The sequence below is a fragment of the Microcystis sp. BLCC-F210 genome, from assembly GCF_042134685.1.
GTDB lineage: Bacteria > Cyanobacteriota > Cyanobacteriia > Cyanobacteriales > Microcystaceae > Microcystis > Microcystis aeruginosa_D.
The window spans coordinates 772,976-793,378 of record NZ_CP169647.1 but is presented as its reverse complement, the minus strand read 5'-3'; the positions used below and the strand labels follow the sequence as shown (position 1 = coordinate 793,378).

14 protein-coding genes, 1 tRNA gene and 1 pseudogene are annotated in these 20,403 nt (G+C 41.7%); 13 read left to right on the top strand and 3 right to left on the bottom strand.

Annotation, left to right across the window (positions count from 1 at the left end; translation table 11 throughout):
* Nucleotides 1-25: 25 nt before the first annotated feature.
* Nucleotides 26-2,962, top strand: coding sequence for a tetratricopeptide repeat protein (locus ACE3JL_RS03855; protein WP_375328884.1), 2,937 nt, complete (start codon nucleotides 26-28; stop codon nucleotides 2,960-2,962).
* Nucleotides 2,963-3,043: 81 nt separating this feature from the next.
* Here the strand turns inward: ACE3JL_RS03855 and ACE3JL_RS03850 are convergent, their stop codons facing one another.
* Entirely contained in the window at nucleotides 3,044-3,484 is a 441-nt protein-coding gene (locus ACE3JL_RS03850) for a PIN domain-containing protein (protein WP_149985927.1), read from the bottom strand.
* Between the two features lie 163 nt (nucleotides 3,485-3,647).
* A complete protein-coding gene (locus ACE3JL_RS03845; RefSeq protein WP_375328883.1) occupies nucleotides 3,648-3,926 on the bottom strand; it encodes a hypothetical protein in 279 nt (92 codons plus the stop codon).
* Nucleotides 3,927-4,430: 504 nt separating this feature from the next.
* On the opposite strand from ACE3JL_RS03845, the gene ACE3JL_RS03840 reads away from it, so the two are divergent.
* The 11 genes and pseudogenes from ACE3JL_RS03840 to ACE3JL_RS03790 all read left to right on the top strand — a co-directional run bounded on the left by ACE3JL_RS03840 (nucleotide 4,431) and on the right by ACE3JL_RS03790 (nucleotide 16,480).
* Entirely contained in the window at nucleotides 4,431-4,781 is a 351-nt protein-coding gene (locus ACE3JL_RS03840) for a hypothetical protein (RefSeq protein ID WP_375328882.1), read from the top strand.
* A 287-nt stretch (nucleotides 4,782-5,068) separates the two neighbouring features.
* Complete coding sequence (locus tag ACE3JL_RS03835; protein WP_375328881.1) at nucleotides 5,069-8,950, top strand: tetratricopeptide repeat protein; 3,882 nt, start codon at nucleotides 5,069-5,071, stop codon at nucleotides 8,948-8,950.
* 216 nt (nucleotides 8,951-9,166) lie between these two features.
* Nucleotides 9,167-9,376, top strand: coding sequence for a DUF2281 domain-containing protein (locus ACE3JL_RS03830; RefSeq protein WP_002789196.1), 210 nt, complete (start codon nucleotides 9,167-9,169; stop codon nucleotides 9,374-9,376).
* Nucleotides 9,357-9,716: a type II toxin-antitoxin system PemK/MazF family toxin gene (locus ACE3JL_RS03825; RefSeq protein WP_041804033.1), complete on the top strand. Its 360-nt coding sequence runs from the start codon at nucleotides 9,357-9,359 to the stop codon at nucleotides 9,714-9,716. Before ACE3JL_RS03830 ends, ACE3JL_RS03825 begins: the two co-directional genes overlap by 20 nt.
* 30 nt (nucleotides 9,717-9,746) lie before the next feature.
* Entirely contained in the window at nucleotides 9,747-10,982 is a 1,236-nt protein-coding gene (locus tag ACE3JL_RS03820; RefSeq protein ID WP_375328880.1) for a tetratricopeptide repeat protein, read from the top strand.
* A complete protein-coding gene (locus tag ACE3JL_RS03815) occupies nucleotides 10,952-12,085 on the top strand; it encodes a tetratricopeptide repeat protein (protein ID WP_375328879.1) in 1,134 nt (377 codons plus the stop codon). Before ACE3JL_RS03820 ends, ACE3JL_RS03815 begins: the two co-directional genes overlap by 31 nt.
* Before the next feature lie 431 nt (nucleotides 12,086-12,516).
* Nucleotides 12,517-13,722: an FAD-dependent hydroxylase gene (locus ACE3JL_RS03810; protein ID WP_375328878.1), complete on the top strand. Its 1,206-nt coding sequence runs from the start codon at nucleotides 12,517-12,519 to the stop codon at nucleotides 13,720-13,722.
* Nucleotides 13,723-13,814: 92 nt separating this feature from the next.
* Nucleotides 13,815-13,888: transfer RNA gene (locus ACE3JL_RS03805), tRNA-Pro, on the top strand.
* Nucleotides 13,889-14,019: 131 nt separating this feature from the next.
* A complete protein-coding gene (locus ACE3JL_RS03800; protein ID WP_375328877.1) occupies nucleotides 14,020-15,942 on the top strand; it encodes a S9 family peptidase in 1,923 nt (640 codons plus the stop codon).
* Between the two features lie 155 nt (nucleotides 15,943-16,097).
* Nucleotides 16,098-16,304, top strand: a pseudogene (locus tag ACE3JL_RS03795) (IS630 family transposase); the annotation flags it as partial.
* 20 nt (nucleotides 16,305-16,324) lie between these two features.
* Entirely contained in the window at nucleotides 16,325-16,480 is a 156-nt protein-coding gene (locus ACE3JL_RS03790) for a hypothetical protein (RefSeq protein ID WP_271989053.1), read from the top strand.
* A gap of 97 nt (nucleotides 16,481-16,577) precedes the next feature.
* Here ACE3JL_RS03790 and ACE3JL_RS03785 read toward each other — a convergent pair whose 3' ends face one another.
* Nucleotides 16,578-17,873 (bottom strand): Glu/Leu/Phe/Val dehydrogenase, encoded by a 1,296-nt coding sequence (locus tag ACE3JL_RS03785; protein WP_271989052.1) that lies wholly within the window; start codon nucleotides 17,871-17,873, stop codon nucleotides 16,578-16,580.
* Between the two features lie 588 nt (nucleotides 17,874-18,461).
* Between ACE3JL_RS03785 and ACE3JL_RS03780 the strand changes: the two genes are divergently transcribed.
* Nucleotides 18,462-20,150: a tetratricopeptide repeat protein gene (locus tag ACE3JL_RS03780; protein WP_375328876.1), complete on the top strand. Its 1,689-nt coding sequence runs from the start codon at nucleotides 18,462-18,464 to the stop codon at nucleotides 20,148-20,150.
* The last annotated feature ends 253 nt before the right edge of the window (nucleotides 20,151-20,403 follow it).

The window sequence follows — 20,403 nt, the reverse complement described above, 5'->3', positions numbered from 1 at the left end:
TAGTAAATCCTACAATTATATAGCCATGAATTACCGCAAAAATGATATAACAAAATCACAAAGATTGATATACTTGTTTCTTACTTTTCTCGCTATAACAGGGACAGTTACTATTCCTGCATTCTGGGTGTCGTTGACTTCTTCAGCTTTGGCGCAAACCCAATCGGACAGCAAAGCAGAAGCTGATAGACTGCTAGAACAAGGAGTTTACAAGTACCAAGTTAGTCAATATGCAGCCGCAATTGCCTTTTATCATAAAGCCCTAGTTATCTATCAAAAACTAGGTGATCTTTTAGGGCAAGGTACTGTTTTTAACAATTTAGCAGAAATATATCGAATTTTAGGCAATTACATTAAGGCTTTAGATTACTACCAAGAGGCATTAGATATTAGGCAAAATCTGAAAGATAGTTCAGGCTTAAGTATCATTTTAAATAACATTGGCTCTGTCTATTGGAACACAGGAGAATATCCTAAAGCTTTATACTACTATCAGCAAGCTTTGATGATAGCTGATTCTTTGAAAATCAAAGGCTCTATTTTACATAATATTGGTTCTGTTTATTGGAATAAAGGAGAATATTCCCAAGCCTTAAATTATTACCAACAAGCCTTGGTGATTAGGCAATCTCCATCTGTGAAGGATCGTGATGGAGAAGGTATTACCCTAATCAATATTGGGGCTGTTTACGGGAGTATGGGAGACTACCCTAAAGCCTTAGATTACTACCAGCAAGCTCTGGTTATTATGCAAGAGCTACATAATCGGATAGGGGAGGGTGTTATTCTCAATAATATCGGAGCGATTTATAACAGCCAATCACAATATATAAAGGCATTGGATTATTATGAAAAAGCCTTAATACTTAGACAAGTAATTAGTGATCGAGCGGGAGAAGCTACGACTCTCAATAATATGGGAGAAACTTATAGTAATCAAGGTCAGTATGCTAAGGGATTAGATTATTACAAAAAAGCTTTATTGATTAGAAAAGATATTGGTGATCGCCAAGGAGAAGGGGTCACTCTTCATCATTTAGGTTTATTGTATGACAATCTAGGACAGGATACTAAGGCATTAGATTATTACAAGGAAGCCTTGTCTATTAGAAAAGTGATTGGTGATCGCCAAGGGCAAGCGGCAACTCTCAACAATATGGGAGAAATTTATAATAGTCAGCAACAGTATCAGCAAGCATTAGACTATTATCAGAAAGCCTTATATCTTGCTAAAGAAATTAGAGATCGCGCAGGAGAAAGTAGTATTCTCAACAATCTTGGAGTATTTTATTGGCATGGGAGACAATATCCAAAAGCTCTAGACTATTACCAACAAGCCTTAATGATTAGCAAAGAAATAGATGATCGAGCCAGTCAAGGTACGACCATCGCTAATATCGCAGGAATTTATCATAGTCAACAACAGTACCCGCAAGCATTAGACTATTATCAGAAAGCTTTAGCCATAAACAAAGAAGTTGGCGTTCCGGTAGGAGAAGCTTCCACCTTGAATAATATTGGAATGTTATTTTTGGAAACTAAAAACTATGATATATCCGAACAATATTTTCTTGATTCTATCAAAGTTTCAGAATCTCTAAGAACAGGTTTAAAGGATACAGATAAAATCTCGATATTTGATACAAACGCTTATAGTTATCGGCTCTTACAACAAGCCTTAATTTTTCAAGAAAAAACCAATCAAGCTCTAGAAATTGCTGAAAGAGGGCGATCACGGGCATTGGTAGAATTATTGATGGACAGAATATCTACTCAAGAAAAGCAAAAACTTCCGATATTGTCTCCTAATATTCAGCAAATTAGAGAAATAGCTAAACGACAAAATGCAACTCTCATTGAATACTCTCTGATTTATTCAAGTACAATTTATGACCAACAAAAGAAAAAAGTTTCTGAACTCTTTATTTGGGTTGTTAAACCCACAGGGGAGGTAAATTTCCGTTCTGTTGATCTAAAGCCTATACTATGGCAAAGTAATATTTCTTTGCAAGATTTAGTTACCGCATCCCGTATATCCTTTGGAGTTAGAGGAAGAAGTAGCATTGAAGTAGTGCCGCTTGATGACTCTGAAGCAAAAAATCAATTAAAACAACTCCACAAATTACTTATAGAACCTATTGCCGATTTACTCCCCTCCGATCCTAACGCTCATGTCATCTTCATGCCTCAAGGAGAACTATTTTTAGTACCTTTTCCCGCTTTACAAGATGCTAATGGCAAATACTTAATTGAAAAACACACAATTCTCACTGCACCCGCCATTCAAGTTTTAGACTTAACCCAAAAACAACGAGTAAAAGTGCAACAAGCTAACCCGAAAGGACTTGTCGTTGTTGGGAATCCCACCATGCCAAAAGTGACGGTTAAAATTGGCGAACCACCCAAAAAATTGCCGCTATTACCAGCAGCAGAAAACGAAGCTATTACTATTGCTAAATTACTCAATACTAAAGCTTTAACAGGCAACCAAGCCACTAAAACTGCCATCCTTTCCCAATTACCTCAAGCCAGAATTATTCATCTAGCAACCCATGGTTTATTAGATGATTTTAAAGGATTAGGAGTACCCGGTGCGATCGCTCTTGCACCTTCTGGTAATGATAATGGTTTACTTACTGCTAGTGAAATTCTCGACTTAAAACTGAATGCGGAATTAGTGGTTTTAAGTGCTTGCGATACGGGAAGGGGACGCATTACTGGAGATGGTGTAATCGGATTATCCCGTTCTTTAATTACCGCAGGAGTGCCAAGTATTATTGTTTCTTTATGGTCAGTTCCCGATGCACCTACTGCAAGTTTAATGACTGAATTTTATCGCAATTGGCAAGAGAAAAAACTAGATAAGGCCCAGGCGTTGCGACAGGCAATGTTAACCACCATGAAAAACCATCCTAATCCGAAAGATTGGGCGGCATTTACTCTGATTGGTGAAGCAGAATAAGACCCAATACTACTCGGTTAAGCCCGAAAAAGACTTGCTGAGGGAAATTTAGAATGAAGAATGAACCTGCTATATAGATTATTAATGAATGGTTCGAGGATCGACAGGGATAATTTCTGAATATCGCAGAAAGTCATCTGTGTTGAAGGTTAAAATATTATCAATATTATGGGTAATCATAGCTGCAACTAATCGAGCGTCATGGGACTTTTTTCCCATTACTTGATATTTTCTAATGAGTCTTTCCCATTGAGGATAAATAGCAGGAGTATCTTGGTAAAGAGAAAAAATATGTTTAATATCTTCAATTTCTAAGGTAGCTTGCTCAAAACTTAATCCTAAGCCATTAACTTTTACAGGTCGTGTCGCTACAACCCAAAATTCAATTAAGTTCTGAGGAACAATATAGAGTTTTTCTGAACGTTTTTTTAAGGTTTTAACGCCTTGAAGCGCACTTAAGTGCAGCGGATGGCTGGTTTGTTTTAACCTAAGAAGAATATTAGTATCAGCTAAATAGGTCATAAGTAGGTGGGTGGAATTAAATATAAAATGAACGTAGGTTGGGCTTCGGCCGTGAGCTCAGGCTTCGACGGTGAGCTCAGCCGAACCGCCGAACGGTTGAAGCATGAAACCCAACGCCCGCATGGGTTACGCTACCGCTAACCCATCCTACAAATAATTGTGCCTACCTACTTAGCATTTCATCCTCTCTGGTATAAATGCTTTCTCGACTAATAGCTTCATCAGATAAGGGTTGAGCATTAATATTAGAAGGTCGATTAATAAAGTTAGTTAATTTTCTTTCCCATTCCTCATATTCTAAAATTTGGGAGCTTTTTTGAGGTTGATTTTTTAAGGTTTGTTCAATTATCTCTTGAAGATATTGTTCAAGAGTTAAGCCTTTTAATTTGGCTTCTTCCTGAATTTTATTTTCTAGCTCTGGGTTAAGATTTAAGGTAATCATGATAGGGTTCTCCTTGATTTTAATTAATGTTGACATCCTCACCGCCGTAAAACGGACGGCGATTCCTCACCACGCCACTTTTTTAGGGTGGTCGCGTCAATGGGGTTGACGCTTCAGAGGATGCTGCTACCTTAGCAGTAGTCTTATGCTTTCCGACCCGTCCGTTTTGATTGTCCGAATGCCGGACGGCCACTTTGAACAAGTCGAAAAAATCTCATGTTCAACCTTATTTCCTAGAAAGTTTTACTCGTTCAAGGCCGAATTTGAAGTCTTTTCTGAACGAAACCCCCTACTATCTGTGGTCAAGGTTCAGTTTTTAGCTTGGTTATCGCTTTTTCCATTGTAGCTGAAAGCCGTCCTCAAAAGACGGGGTTCTAATACCATTTCTCTAAATGAAAACTACACATCGAATTTAAGTCACCCTTTTTAAGGGGGATTTAGGGGGATTAAACTTCTGTAGTCAGACTTTGGAGAATTGGTATAACCCAAATTTTCGATAAGACTATGGTTTCTTTCTCCAAACTTCTGATTGCTGGTACTGTGTTGCTTTCTGGAGGGTTATCTCCCCTGGTGATGGCGGCAGAAGTAGCAAGCGCCCAAACAACCATCGCCCAAACCGATACCCGCACCCAAGCGCAACAACTTTTTAACGAGGGGATGCAACTATTCCAACAAGGGACAGCCGAATCCTATCAACAGGCAATAACCAAATGGGAAACAGCCTTACCCCTTTGGCGTAAGCTGGGAGATAAAGTGCAGGAAGCCTTCATAAATCTAGCACTCGGTAAGTGGATGGTACAGCAAGGAGTGCGGAGTCAATCCTTGCCATCGCCGGCTCTTCTAGGTTCTGTGTGATAAGTTTAACTTACATAGGATCGATCGATCTTTGTGTCCTTTGTGTCTTTGTGGTTCGTTCCACCCCCTCGCTAGGAGAAATGTATCTTAGAATACATTTTACCCACCAAAGCTGGGAGAGCCTAAACGGCTCTTCTGGTTTCTGTGTGGAAACGAGGTATATACTGATAGAATATCCGCAAAATAGTCTTAAAAGTTTTGTCCAGTAAGCATTTCACGATTCCATAAGCAAAAATTATCACACAAAGCCGAGAAGAGCCAATAAACTAAATATCCTTTCTTAAACCATGCTCAAATCCCTCAACCTCGCTACCCTACTGCTGCTACTCGCCTCCGGCGTGTCTATCTTGCCCATTTCTCAACCCGGAATAGTGCCACCCGTCCAAGCGCAAACCAATGAGACGAAAAAAGCTGAAGCGGAAAGGCTATTTAACGAGGGGAGGCAACTATTCCAACAAGGGACAGCCGAATCCTATCAACAGGCAATAACCAAATGGGAACAAGCCTTACCTCTGTGGCGTAATCTGGGAGATCAAGCACAGGAAGCTTTGATAAACTTGCAATTGGGTAGAGTTTATAGTCGTTTAGGATTCAAACCCAAAGCCCTAGAATACTATAACCAAGCCTTACCTATCTATCAATCCCTAAAAGACCGCAAGGGGGAAGCCGTTACTCTCAATAATATTGGTCATGTCTATGATGCTTTAGGGGAGAAACAAAAGGCATTAGACTATTACCAACAGGCTTTACCCTTATCGCGGGCGGTGGGCGATCGCGAAGGGGAAGCCGCTACTCTCAATAATATTGGTGGTGTCTATAATGCTTTAGGGGAGAAACAGAAGGCATTAGACTATTACCAACAGGCATTACCCTTATGGCGGGCGGTGGGAGATCGCGCAGCGGAAGCCACTACTCTCAGTAATATTGGTGTTGTCTATGGAGATTTAGGTGAGAAACAAAAGGCATTAGACTATTACCAACAGGCTTTACCCTTATCGCGGGCGGTGGGAGATCGCTCTGGGGAAGCCACTACTCTCAATAATATTGGTGGTGTCTATAATGCTTTAGGGGAGAAACAAAAGGCATTAGACTATTACCAACAGGCTTTACCCTTATCGCGGGCAGTAGGCAATCGCGCAGGGGAAGCCGTCACTCTCAATAATATTGGTTTTGTCTATGATGATTTAGGGGAGAAACAAAAGGCATTAGACTATTACCAACAGGCATTACCCTTAAGACGGGCAGTGGGCGATCGCGGGGGGGAAGCCACTACTCTCAATAATATTGGTGCTGTCTATGATGCTTTAGGGGAGAAACAAAAGGCATTAGACTATTACCAACAGGCTTTACCCTTAAGGCGGGCGGTGGGAGATCGCTCTGGGGAAGCCACTACTCTCAATAATATTGGTGCTGTCTATGATGCTTTAGGGGAGAAACAAAAGGCATTAGACTATTACCAACAGGCATTACCCTTAAGGCGGGCGGTGGGAGATCGCGCAGGGGAAGCCACTACTCTCAATAATATTGGTCGTGTCTATGATGCTTTAGGGGAGAAACAAAAGGCATTAGACTATTACCAACAGGCATTACCCTTAAGGCGGGCGGTGGGAGATCGCGCAGGGGAAGCCGCTACTCTCCTTAGTATTGGTGCTGTCTATTCAGATTTAGGGGAGAAACAGAAGGCATTAGACTACTCCCAACAGGCATTACCCTTATGGCGGGCGGTGGGAGATCGCGCAGCGGAAGCCACTACTCTCAGTAATATTGGTGTTGTCTATTCTGCTTTAGGGGAGAAACAGAAGGCATTAGACTACTCCCAACAGGCTTTAACCTTATCGCGGGCGGTGGGCAATCGCGCAGTGGAAGCCACTACTCTCAGTAATATTGGGGCTGTCTATTCTGCTTTAGGGGAGAAACAAAAGGCATTAGACTATTACCAACAGGCATTACCCTTAAGGCGGGCGGTGGGAGATCGCGCAGGGGAAGCCAGATTTCTCAATAATATTGGTGCTGTCTATGATGATTTAGGGGAGAAACAAAAGGCATTAGACTATTACCAACAGGCATTATCCTTATCGCGGGCGGTGGGCAATCGCGCAGTGGAAGCCACTACTCTCAATAATATTGGTGGTGTCTATTCTGCTTTAGGGGAGAAACAAAAGGCATTAGACTATTACCAACAGGCTTTACCCTTATCGCGGGCGGTGGGAGATCGCGCGGGGGAAGCCAGATTTCTCAATAATATTGGTGCTGTCTATGATGATTTAGGGGAGAAACAAAAGGCATTAGACTATTACCAACAGGCTTTACCCTTATCGCGGGCGGTGGGAGATCGCGCAGGGGAAGCCAGACTTCTCAATAATATTGGTCGTGTCTATGATGCTTTAGGGGAGAAACAAAAGGCATTAGACTATTACCAACAGGCATTACCCTTATGGCGGGCGGTGGGAGATCGCGAAGGGGAAGCAGTAACCTTAGACAATATTGGTTACTTACTGCAACAACAAAACCAACCTCAACTAGGGATTATCTTCTACAAACAATCGGTTAACGTCTATGAAACTCTCAGGGGCGATATTAAAGGACTCCCCAAAGAATTGCAACAAACCTACACCGAAACTGTTGCCAATACTTACCGCCGTTTAGCTGACTTGCTGCTGCAACAAGACCGCATTCTGGAAGCGCAACGGGTGTTAGATTTGTTGAAAGTACAGGAATTAGACGATTATTTGCGGGGAGTGCGCGGTAATACAAATACAGAACAGGGAGTTCCTAAACTACCGCCAGAACAAAAAATAGACGAGGGAATTGAGGCAATTCTTAATAAAGCAGTAGAAATTGGCCAAGAAATCAGCCGACTGCAAGAACGACAAAAACTCAACGGCAAACTAACTCCCTCAGAAGAACAACGTCTCGCCCAACTCTGGAAACAACAGGAACAAATTGTGGCTGAGTTTAATAAATTTATCGAAAGTCCAGAAGTTTTAGCCTTAATTAACCAACTCAAACCCCAAACCCGTTCCGCCGATCTCCTGAATAATTTAGACAATTTAATTGGCTTATCTGATAATCTCAAAAAACTCCAACAAAATGCCGTCCTTATCTACCCAATTATCTTTGATGACCGCTTAGAAATCATCCTCACCACTGCTGATTCTCCTCCCGTCCGCCACACCGTAAAAGTCAGCAAAAAAGAACTAAACGAAACTATTCGCGCTTTCCGGGAAGCCTTACAAAATCCTAATCTGGATGCCAAAAAGCCAGCCCAACAGCTTTATGAATGGCTGATTAAACCCCTAGAAAATAACCTAAAAACTGCCGATGCAAAAACGATTATTTATGCTCCTGACGGACAACTGCGCTACATTCCTCTGGCGGCTTTATACGACGGCAAACAGTGGTTAATTGAACGCTACCGGGTTAATAATATTACGGCAGCATCTCTGACTGATTTTAATACCAAACCCGAACCGAAAATGCAAATTTTAGCGGCGGCATTTGTCAAGGGCAGCTATCAGTTTCGACATGAAGGAGAAGACTTCAGATTTAATGGCTTGCCTTTTGCGGGTATAGAGGTAGATAAATTAGCACAGACCGTTTCTCCTACTACTAAATACTTCGATAAAGACTTCAATCAAACAATTATTCCCCTACTGGATAGCTATACTGTCGTCCATTTTGCCACCCATGCAGCCTTTGTGGTGGGAACTCCAGAACAGTCTTTTGTTCTTTTTGGAGATGGGACAGTTGTGACTCTACAAACAATGAAAAACTGGCGGTTTAAAAATATTGATTTAATTGTTTTGAGCGCTTGCGAGACAGGTTTAGGGGGTAATTACGGCACAGGAATCGAAATTTTAGGGTTAGGATATCGACTACAAACCGCAGGTGCAAGGGCAGTTATTGCCTCTTTATGGAGTGTTGACGATGGCGGTACACAAGCTTTGATGAATGCTTTTTATGCTGCTTTGAGGACGGGTAAATTGAGTAAAGCAGCGGCATTACAACAGGCACAAATTGCCTTGATTACCAGTAATAACCCAACCAATGAGCAGCGGCGTGGTAGTATTAGAATAGAACCTATTGAAGGAGTGCCATCGGACGTAGCAAACCGCCTCAGCCATCCCCGTTACTGGGCGCCTTTTATTCTCATTGGCAATGGATTATAATCAGTTATCAGTTATCAGTTATCAGTTATCAGTTATCAGTTATCAGTTATCAGTTATCAGTTATCAGTTATCAGTTATCAGTTATCAGTTGTTAGTTGTTAGTTGTTAGTTGTTAGTTGTTAGTTATCAGATAAATCTTTAAAATCCTGCTCAAAAATGCTATGATCAGTTTGTAGTTGCGCTTTAGTACCCCACTCTCAAGAACAATTCTCAATCATGACAGTCCAAGATATTACAATTGCCAAAATTCGTCAACTTCCAGAGTCATTAGTTGAAGAAGTGAATGACTTTATTGATTTCCTTACCTTAAAGTACAATCAGCAGTTTTCTGATTTCGTAGAAATCGCAGAATCTGATTTTTCAGATTATTTGTCAAATCTAGAAGATTATGAGGAAAAATTAGCTCGTGGCGAAATCAAATGGTAGCGTTATTCGTGGTGATGTGGTTTTGTGCGACCTCAACCCCGTCATTGGCACAGAACAGTCAGGAATTAGACCTGTAATCATCATACAAATTGATCGAGCTAATGGCGTAAGTCCTCATACTATTATTGTGCCATTAACCACTAAAATCCGGCGCAAACTACTTGATTCTCATGTTTTTATTCCAGAAGGTATAGCAGGTTTAAGTCAAGATTCAGTAGCACTGTGCGAGCAAATTAGAGTCATAGATAAGTCAAGAATTATTCGAGTTATGGGACATTTAGACAATCCTTATCTCGAAGAATTAGAAACAGCGTTAAGAACAATTCTAGGTTTACTTTAAGAAAATCACTATTCTAAGTATTCTAAGCCTATGTCTAATTCATCTCTAGAACAAGACCTAAAAACTTATCAAGATTTGATCGCCATTCTCCAAGAGCATCCTACACCAACAGAAGCCGAAATTCTTAATATTTTAATAGCACGCGATCGCATTCAAACTAAGCTAACAGAAACCTATTTAATTACTGATAATATACTAAATACCCTCCAAGAATTAGACAACATTCTTAGGAAAAAACAAGCCACAATCGCCCCAATAATCGCCCAATTACGTCCCGATTTTAATCCCGATACTAAAAATTGGTGGTGGCTACTTGAAGTCCCTAAAATTGATTCTTCTTGGCACAAATACAATTTATTGGCCAATGGAGCTTCTGTTACTTTCTTGACAATTTCTTTAGGATTAATTGGTGAAATTGGCTCTCGGTTTCTTTCAGGGGGAAGCGATATTTTGGGAGGTGTTTTAGTCAGTTTTCAAAGTATATTAACCTTACTTGCCGCAGGAGGAATCTTAACTAAAACTGGACAAGAAACTGGAAAAAACTTACTGACACGCTTTGGGATTCAAGAACAATACTGGCAGGAAATTGGCGCTGGTTTATCTTTTTTATTAATGCTGAGTATTTGGGGATTAAGACTCTCTTTACCAACTGTAGCCACCTGGTATAATCATTGGGGTTGGAGTCATTATGAAAAGGGAGATTTGAGCAGTGCAGAAGAAGATTATCAACGAGCCTTGTCTTTAAATCCAGATGACGCTGAGGCACATTTTAACTTAGGATTACTCTACGAAGAATTACAGGATTTTGATTTAGCTAGAAAAGAATATATATTAGCTATACAAGGGGGTAACAATACCGCTATTAATAATCTAGCTCGATTACATATTCTCAATAAAAATTATCCTGCTGCTGTTCACCTCTTACTTAAAGCCCAATCTGAGGCAAAATTAGATCAAGAAACCCAATTTGCTATCTGGAAAAATTTAGGTTGGGCAAGGCTAAAACAAGGAGATATTCCAGGGGCAGAAACAGCTTTATCAGAAGCGATTAAATTAGATAAAAATAGTGCTGCCCCTCATTGTTTACTAGCGCAGGTAAGAGAAGCCCAAAATAACCAAACAGAGGCATTAAAAGAATGGGAAACCTGTAATCAATACGCTAACAGCTTAAATTCTGACGAAGATAGCTGGAGAATACAAGCACAACAATGTTTAGCAAACCGGGAGAAACAAAAATGCTCACCAAAACCCAACTCATTCTATTAGGATTAACCACAGGAATGCTGACCCTATTTTTAGAAAGTGCTAAAGGGATAGCCTTACCTGCTAGAATTGAATCAACAACTGGTATCGTCAAGCTAAAAAGACAAAATTGGACTGAATTTAAACCCGTTTCTATTAATACAGAATTAAACAAAGGCGATCAAATTTTTCCTCTTCAGGGTGTTAGGGTGACAGTATTATGTCCCGATTTACAACAACGCCCAGTTAGTTCAGGTGTACCCTCTGGACTAAAGACAATTTGCCCCATCTGGGAAGCGTTAAAAGCCAAAAATCCCCCACCCCCGGGTTCTTTAGGGGGAACAAATGCACTCATTCCCTATCTCATTTCACCCCGTCACACCCTAATACTGACAGATACCCCTATTTTGCGCTGGAATGAAGTTTCCCAAACGAGATATTACACAATAAAAGTTATGGATTCACAGGGGATTATCTGGGAAAAGCAAGTTTCTCAAACCCAAATTTCCTATCCCGGAACACCAGTTTTTCGGCCCGGTATTCCTTATTCTGTGACAATTAAAACCGATGGGGGACAGTCTTCCGAGCAAGATAAAGCTTCTAACATAGAATTCATCAGGTTACATTCCTCCGAAGTTGCAACCATACAGGCCGAAGTTAATAAAATAGAACAATTAAATATAAATAAGCAAACTAAAGCATTAATATTAGCGGATTTTTATGGAACTTATACCCTACCGACTTCAACTTTTAATAACTATGTTTTATCCTCCAAATCCCTAGCAACTTATCATCTTACCAGTGAAGCGATCACTATTCTAGAAACTACCATCAAACAGGGTCAAAATTCAGCAATAATCGAGAGAAACTTAGCTGATTTGTACTGGCAAATTGGCCTAGCTAATCTAGCTACCAATCATTATCTAAAAGCGATAGAATTAGCTCAGATACCAGAACAATTAGAAGAAAAAACCTTGGCTCAATTTGGTTTAGGCGAAGTTTATGCAGCTTTAGGAGATAATAATCAAGCCAAGATTTGGTATAGTAAAGCCAGAGAAGGTTATCTAACTTTAGGCGATTCTACAAGGGCTAACTTTGTGATCCAATTAATAGAAAGCTTGCCTTAAGTTAAAAAAAGAGTAGTCTAGCTGTTGCGGGTTTTGTCTTTAGCCAACTTCTCGGGTTGTTGCCCCAAGTCGGGGTATCCAAGAAGACTGGCTCCCCAGCAGTATCAGCTAACAGAGCTTGTAGCAGCTTGTTATACTAAATCTGTTGAGTAACGCACAGAAAACGGGTTTCTCCGAGAAACCCGTTTTCTGCTCATGCACTCATGCAAAAAGGGGAATAAATAATCAGTCTTTAATAACCAGATTTAGTATTATCACCCTTCCAGAAGTCTAGGAAGAGCGATAACCCGAAACTCTCAACCACGGACAAAACCCTTTCAAGTCTATCAATGGCTAGGTGGGGTGAAGACAATCAAACCCGACAGCAACCCCGAAAATCGTGTCAGAATAGATCAGTGTAGTCACTGATTATCTTTGAGAAAAATATTTATATGTTAAGACGGGACAGCTACGATTTAATCATTGTCGGGGGCGGTATAGTCGGAACCACCCTAGCGGTGGCTTTAAAAAATACAGGATTAAATATCGCTATGATCGAGGAACGTCCCCTAGAGGTGGCCGCCTCCCGTCGTCAAGCTTATGCCCTCTCGTTGATGTCGAGCCGGATTTTTACAGGCTTGGGTATCTGGGATAAAATCTCGCCCAGTATCGGTAAATTTCGTCATATTCGCCTTTCTGATGCCGATTACCCGATTTTTGTCCCCTTTGTGGTCGATGAGCTAAAAACCGATTATTTAGGCTATGTGGGCGAACATCAAGTGATTTTAACCGCCCTACACAATGCCGGCCAAGATTGCGATCGCATTGACTGGTTATCCCCTGCCAAAGTGTTAGAAGTGGAGTACGGAGCAGAAACAGCCACTGTCACCCTGGAAGAAGCCGGTCAAACCCGAAAAATCACCACAAAATTAGTTATCGGGGCCGATGGAGCCAAATCCGCTATCCGACAAGGGGCGCAAATTAAAACCAAAGGTTGGAAATATTGGCAATCCTGTGTCGCTTTTACCATTAAACATCAACTCGACCGCAACGATACCGCCTTTGAAAGATTTTGGCCCACTGGTCCGATGGGCATTTTACCGCTCCAGGGTAATCGCTGTCAGATCGTTTGGACAAATCCCCATGAAGAAGCGAAAAAACTGCAAGAAATGCCCGAAGCGGAATTTATCGACAAATTAGAAGCATATACGGGGGGATTACTGGGAAAAATAGCATTAGTTAGCCCCCGCGCTCTCTTTCCCGTACAGTTAATGCAGAGTGATACCTATGTTAAACCCCGACTGGCTTTAATTGGTGATGCCGCTCACTGTTGTCATCCCGTCGGTGGTCAAGGTTTAAATTTAGGCATTCGCGACGCAGCCGCTTTAGCGCAGGTATTAAAGGAAGCAGTAGAAAAGCAAGAAGATATAGGAGCGCTTTCTACCCTAAAATCCTACGAAAAATGGCGTAGATCAGAGAATTTAGCGATTTTAGGCTTCACAGATTTTCTAGATCGTCTGTTCTCCAATAACTGGCCGCCCATCGTTCTCATCCGTCGTCTCGGATTGGCAATGATGCGCGGTTTCCCCCCGTTGAAATTGTTTGCCCTGCAATTAATGACGGGATTAAAAGGACGTATTCCCCAATTAGCTAGATAGCTGGCCGCTAATTCCGGGGATGGGGGAGAAAGGAAGAAAAAAAAAGCTTGCAAAATGCGGCGATTATCGCTATGATGGTTAAGGTTCAATATCGGGGCGTAGCGCAGCTTGGTAGCGCACTACTTTGGGGTAGTAGGGGTCGTGGGTTCGAATCCCGCCGCTCCGATTGCAGAAAAACAGAGAGTCAGGTAGGGATGCACCTAATCCCTACTTTATTCTGTTTACTCGAAATTTTCTTAATTTATCAGCGTTTCTGATCAAGTTAGTTCACCATTAGGATCACTGCTTTAGTCGAAAATGTCTCATCAAATATCAGCTTACGGTTCCTGGAAATCACCGATTACCTCCGATCTAATTGTGGCAGCATCGATTAGTCTTGGTGGTGTAACCCTAGATGGAGAAGATATTTATTGGTTAGAAGGCAGACCACAGGAAAAGGGGCGAAATGTTTTAGTTAAATTAAACCCCGACGGCACAACCACAGACATCACTCCAGGGCCTTTTAATGTGCGAACTCGTGTCCATGAATACGGGGGAGGTTCCTATCTAATTGTTGCTGGAATTATCTATTTTTGTAATTTTGCTGACCAAAGAATTTATCGCCAAACTGCTGAGAGTTTGCCCCAACCTCTGACCCCAGAAAATTCCTGTCGTTATGCGGATTTAATTCTCGATGAATTTCGCAATCGTTTAATCTGTATTTGTGAAGATCATAGCCAAAAAGATCGGGAACCAGTTAATAGTATTGTCAGCATCGATGTGGATACGGGAGAAATAGAAACTTTAGTATCTGGCGATGATTTTTATACCTCTCCTCGCTTAAGTGCCGACGGTTCTCGATTAGCTTGGATTAGTTGGAATCATCCTAATATGCCCTGGGATAGTTCTTTTCTCTGGGTGGCGGATATTAATAATCTTTATTTGAGTAATATTCGGGTCATTGCTGGTGGTGAAAATGAGTCGGTGTGTGAACCGCGCTGGTCTGCCGATGAACAGTTATATTTTACCAGTGATCGCAATAATTTCTGGAACTTTTATTGCTTTAACTACGATGAACAAATCGAACCAGTTCTCGAACCGATCGAGGCTGAATTTGCCTATCCTCATTGGGTTTTTGGTTTATCTAACTACGGTTTTGCCCGGGAATCAAAGATTATTTGTAGCTATACAAAAGATGGTCGTTGGTATTTAGGAAGTATCGATACTGTTAATCGAGAATTCCAAGAAATTATCACTGCTGATACTAACATTTCTTCCTTACAAGTTAGCGGTAACAAAATAGTTTTTCTTGGCGGTTCTTTCAAGGAAGTAACGGCGGTTATCTCACTGGATTTAGCCACAGGAACGAGAGAAATTCTCAAATCTTCTAGTAATTTAACTATTTCTAGCGATTATTTCTCGATTCCAGAAATGCTCGCTTTTCCCACCAGTCAGGGACTAACTGCATCTGCTTGGTATTATCCCCCCAAAAACCCCGATTATACCGCCCCCAATGGCGAATTACCGCCCCTTTTAGTCAAAAGTCACGGTGGACCGACGGCCGCGGCTACCTCTAGTTTAAGTCTGCGGGTGCAATACTGGACCAGTCGCGGTTTTGGCTATCTAGATGTTAATTATGGCGGTAGTACGGGTTATGGTCGTCAATATCGTCAGCGTTTGCTGGGAAATTGGGGAATTGTCGATGTGGAGGACTGCATCAACGGGGCAAAATATTTGGTTAATCAGGGATTAGTTGATGGGGAAAGATTGGCAATTTCTGGAGGCAGCGCCGGTGGTTATACAACTTTAGCAGCCCTAACTTTTCATGATACTTTTAAAGCAGGAGCTAGTTATTACGGAGTTAGTGATTTAGAGGTTTTAGCCACCGATACCCATAAATTCGAGTCGAGATATTTAGATAAATTGGTGGGACTTTATCCTCAAGAAAAGGAAATTTACTATCAGCGATCGCCCATTCATTTTACCAGTCAGTTATCCTGTCCAGTGATCTTTTTTCAAGGATTAGAAGACCAAGTAGTTCCACCCAATCAAGCGGAAATGATGGTAGAAGCTTTGAAAGCGAAAGGTTTACCCGTTGCTTACGTTCCCTTTGCGGGAGAACAACACGGATTTCGTCAAGCTGAATCGATAAAACGAGCATTAGATGCAGAATTTTATTTTTATTCCCGTCTCTTTGGTTTTACTCCTGCCGACAATTTAGACACCGTAGAAATAAAGTAGCTGAATTTTCCCCCTAATCACTCTTATAGCTGGTACTTTTCGATCGATTCAACGTAGAGAGCCAGTTAATGGGAACCATTGGCTAAAATTATATACTTGCATGAGTAGAAAACGGGTTTCTCGGAGAAACCCGTTTTCTGTGCGTTACTCAATTTGCGGGACACTTAGAAATTCCCGACAATATTATCTTGTTTTATCAACCTTCTTGTTGTCCCGAAGTTAACCCCGATCAGAGAGTTTGGCTTTACCTGAAAAATTCTCTGGCATGGGAAACTTTTCAATCTCTTGATGCTTTAAGAGATAAACTCGATGCTCTTTTAAATCGTTTATCCCATGACACTATCGGCTATTTGACGGGATGATCTTGGATTTTAGAAGCTCTATGTCTGTCAGGAATTTAGAAATTTGGTATGACTTGAAAATAGAAGCTGAAATAACGCAAATTCGTCAATCAGAATATTTTCATGCTTGGCGGTGGCAACTTTGGTATCGGGACTGCCTCCTGGCTTCGTTAATGGGTTGGCTAGGGTCTTTGTAGCCGACAGAATCTTAATTTTTGGCTAGGAATCTGCTTTTCTGGGATTTTTAAAACCTAGAGCCAAACCCACTTAACCCCCTGAAAAAGACAATGGCTTTTATACTCTCGTCTTATTTTGGTAATAGTCGCGGGTTCCCTTCGCATCTAGGGCTTCACCGAGACGATCAATGGCGTGGGCGTAGGCGGCGGTACGCAGAGACATATCGAATTCTTGGGCGAAAGACCAGACTTTTTCGGCTTCTGTCACGATTCTTTCTTTTAAGCGCTCATTTATCTCGTTTAATTGCCAATAAAGACCGCTGCGATTTTGCACCCATTCAAAATAACTCACCGTTACCCCACCCGCGTTAACCAAAATATCGGGGAAAACGAGAATCCCTTTTGAGTCTAAAATGCGATCAGCTTCCGAGGTAGTGGGACCATTGGCCACTTCAAAGATATATTTTGCCCGCACGCGATCAGCATTTTCGGCGGTAATTTGGTTTTCTAGGGCAGCCGGAATCAAAACATCCACATCTAGGGCTAATAATTCTTCATTACTAATCGCCTCGTGTTCTACGATATTACAGACGGTATCCTGACAGTAAATAGCAGTAATTCCGCGATGTTCCTGTTTATACTGACGAATACTGGCAATATCTAGGCCTTTTTCTCGATAAATGCCGCCCTGGGAATCACTTACCGCCACCACTTGATAACCGGCTTTGGCGAGGAGATCTGCTACTACAGCCCCAGCGTTACCGAATCCTTGGACTGCCACGGTAGTATTAGCGGGTTTTTTGTCTAATTTCGGCAAAAGAGAGTTAATAACATGAAAAGCCCCCGTTCCTGTCGCCGTATCGCGGCCGCGACTGCCTCCCATGGTTAAAGGTTTCCCCGTCACCACCGCCGGACTAATTTTACGCTGAATGATGCTGTACTGGTCCATCATCCAACCCATGATCATCTCGTTGGTATAGACATCGGGGGCAAGAATATCGATATCGGGACCGATAAAATCGGCTATACCCTCGATATAGCCCCGGCTAAGGCGTTCTAACTCGGCTTTTGACAATTCTTTCGGATTGAGGGTAATACCGCCCTTAGCCCCACCAAAGGGCAAATCCAGCAGGGCGCATTTAAAGGTCATCCAAAAGGCTAGGGACTGCACCTCATCGATGCTGACGTTAGGATGATAGCGCACCCCTCCTTTGCCGGGACCGCGGGTGTCATCGTAGCGGACGCGGTAGCCTTGGAAGATTCTTAAAGTACCGTTGTCCATACGGACGGGTATGGAGACACTAAGACTAGCCTTGGGATATTTTAACCGCTCGATCGCATCATCGGAAATGGAGACATACTTGAGGGCGCGTTCTAAGCGACTGCTGGCATCGGTAAAGAGTGATTTTGACATGATTTTTTTTCCCTATCTATCCCCATTAGAACACAGGGAAAAAGTATATTTCGCTACAGTTTATTTTTCTTAATTAAGCGTGGACGAAAATTGCCGACCAGTGTTCTTCCATAAGGTTTGCTGAATAAATCTAAAAACCTTGTTGGCTAAAACTTTTAGACTTTTTTTCCTCAAAAAGTGCCAACCATTGGAGTGATCGAGGGTAAAATTGAGGTAAAACGAGGTCTCGCCGAACGTCCTCAAAATCGGTAAAACCCTACACACTACACCCTACACCCACGAAAAACCTTTTCAGTAGACCCTAAATAAGGTTAGTGTTAAGTTAACTTTAGTGAGTAGGAGATTTTCCGACACATCATCCACCACCAAAGGGCGATCGCCTAATTCCCTTTTTAATTTTAATTGCCAACGATACTATTAGTGATTATCGCAGCAGCAGACTGGGTAAAGGAGGTTGACAAATAAGATGGAGAAAACCATCCCAGCTAACAGCCACAACCTTAACTATTCCCCTAATCCTCTATAAGTACATAGACAAAATTAATTGCACCTATCGAACCGTGGCCTGTTGTCTATCCTAACCAAGAAATGAAAAGAAAAGATATTAAAATCGGTCGCCGCTATTCTAGCAAACCCCTGCAAATATTTTTAATTATTGCCTTCACCGTCGCTGCTCCCTTTGCTATTTTTTATCTTATTGCCTTGGCCTATCTCTGGCAAGGCGATCGACTTTTGGCTGCGGGGGAAAAGGAATCGGCTCTGTCTGCTTACCGAACAGTTTTATCTTTTGACGAAAATTCAGTCCAAGCCCATATAAAAATCGCTCAGGTCTTGCAAAGTCAAAAACGCTATGCTGAAGCCTTACAAGCATATAATCGTGGCTTTATCGTTAATAATAAACCACCGATGGGACCCTCCCAAAGCAATTATTTAGTGGCTTTGGGGGATATCTTCGCGCAAGAGGAAAAATGGTCAGAGGCGATCGATGCTTACCAAAAAGCAATTATCATTAAACCAACTTTTAAAGCGCAATTTCAGCTAGGAAAAGCTCTCTATAGTTTACAACGTTGGGACGAGGCGGCGAAAGCTCTGCAAGCAGCGGTTTTTCTCGATCCTACTCAGGGAAAGGCCTATTTTTATCTGGGAAAGGCCTACAGTGAACAGCAACTCTGGCCAGAGGCCGGTGATGCCTATCAGCAAGCTCTAGAATTGATGCCTAGTCAGGGTGAAACCTACAAAAAATTGGGAGAAACCCTAGCAAAACAGGAAAAATGGCAGCAAGCAGAGCAAATATATCGACAGGCTTTAATTTACGCTTCTAAAGATGGGAATGTTTATAATTATCTAGGCGAAGCTTTAGCGGAACAGGGAAAACTAGGGGAAGCGATGGCAGTTTTTCAACAAGCGCGCCAAATTAGCCCTAAAAATGCCGAGATTTACGAAAATCTCTGTTATGTATATATTAATATCGGCCAGATTGATGAGGGTCTAAATTGGTGTCGGCAGGCCGTAGAAATCGATCCCAATTTATCAGAAGCTAGATTTATTTTACAGGAAATCCAACGAGGTCGATTAATTCACGATCATCCCGAATTATTAAAAATGCCAGAGATAATTCCCAGTGTTAAGACTGATCCTCTGGTGAATTTAAAACGCTCAATTGTTAAAATTGTCGTGCGGGGTCAAAATAAAAATGGTATCGGCACCGGTTGGTTATTAAAACGAGATCAAGACACAGCTTGGATCGTAACTAACCGCCATGTGGTGACGAATTACCGTCAAGAAATCGACCCAGAAGCGCGCATTTTTGTGGAGTATTATAGCCAACCACCCCAGGGAAAAATTCGCAAGCGTTCAAAAGCTAAAATTCTCCACATTACTCCCCCTAACGACTGGCTCGATTTGGCAGTATTAGAGGTAAAAAATCCGCCGCCAGATTTAAAACCTTTAGCTTTAGCGCCCCTACCAATTGCCCCTAATCAACCGGTAATCTCGATCGGTAATCCTTTTAATCAAAAAGATTGGACTGTCAGCAAAGGCACGGTTAATGATAATAACGAAAAATCCTTAAGTTTATCCATGTTTGTCGTTTCTGGACAGTCGGGAAGTCCAGTTTTAAACGATAAAAATCAAGTGGTGGGAGTGATTTCCCAAGCGGGTTTATTTTGTGCTGATACCTCTACTCCCAAACCCCTAGAAAATGCCGTAAAATTGGGCTGCGGTTTAGCGGTTCCCATTGACAGAGTGCGAGAAAGGTTAAGAGAGTGGGAATTATGAATTATAAATTATGAATTATGAATTGGGGAGTGGGGAACTTTTTCAGTTATCAGTAATCAGTGGATAGTGGATAGTGGATAGTGATCGATCACTGATAACTGATAACTGGTCACTAATAACTGATAACTGGTCACTGATAACTGATAACTGGTCACTGATAACTGATAACTGGTCACTGATAACTGATAACTGGTTACTGATAACTGGTAACTGGTTACTGATAACTGGTAACTGGTCACTGATAACTGATAAC

Excerpts from the sequence above, each read along its gene's own strand:
- ACE3JL_RS03855 (WP_375328884.1), top strand. The coding sequence starts at position 26 with ATGAATTACCGCAAAAATGATATAACAAAATCACAAAGATTGATATAC.
- ACE3JL_RS03850 (WP_149985927.1), bottom strand. The coding sequence starts at position 3,484 with ATGACCTATTTAGCTGATACTAATATTCTTCTTAGGTTAAAACAAACC.
- ACE3JL_RS03845 (WP_375328883.1), bottom strand. The coding sequence starts at position 3,926 with ATGATTACCTTAAATCTTAACCCAGAGCTAGAAAATAAAATTCAGGAA.
- ACE3JL_RS03840 (WP_375328882.1), top strand. The coding sequence starts at position 4,431 with ATGGTTTCTTTCTCCAAACTTCTGATTGCTGGTACTGTGTTGCTTTCT.
- ACE3JL_RS03835 (WP_375328881.1), top strand. The coding sequence starts at position 5,069 with ATGCTCAAATCCCTCAACCTCGCTACCCTACTGCTGCTACTCGCCTCC.
- ACE3JL_RS03830 (WP_002789196.1), top strand. The coding sequence starts at position 9,167 with ATGACAGTCCAAGATATTACAATTGCCAAAATTCGTCAACTTCCAGAG.
- ACE3JL_RS03820 (WP_375328880.1), top strand. The coding sequence starts at position 9,747 with ATGTCTAATTCATCTCTAGAACAAGACCTAAAAACTTATCAAGATTTG.
- ACE3JL_RS03815 (WP_375328879.1), top strand. The coding sequence starts at position 10,952 with ATGCTCACCAAAACCCAACTCATTCTATTAGGATTAACCACAGGAATG.
- ACE3JL_RS03810 (WP_375328878.1), top strand. The coding sequence starts at position 12,517 with ATGTTAAGACGGGACAGCTACGATTTAATCATTGTCGGGGGCGGTATA.
- ACE3JL_RS03800 (WP_375328877.1), top strand. The coding sequence starts at position 14,020 with ATGTCTCATCAAATATCAGCTTACGGTTCCTGGAAATCACCGATTACC.
- ACE3JL_RS03790 (WP_271989053.1), top strand. The coding sequence starts at position 16,325 with ATGTCTGTCAGGAATTTAGAAATTTGGTATGACTTGAAAATAGAAGCT.
- ACE3JL_RS03785 (WP_271989052.1), bottom strand. The coding sequence starts at position 17,873 with ATGTCAAAATCACTCTTTACCGATGCCAGCAGTCGCTTAGAACGCGCC.
- ACE3JL_RS03780 (WP_375328876.1), top strand. The coding sequence starts at position 18,462 with ATGAAAAGAAAAGATATTAAAATCGGTCGCCGCTATTCTAGCAAACCC.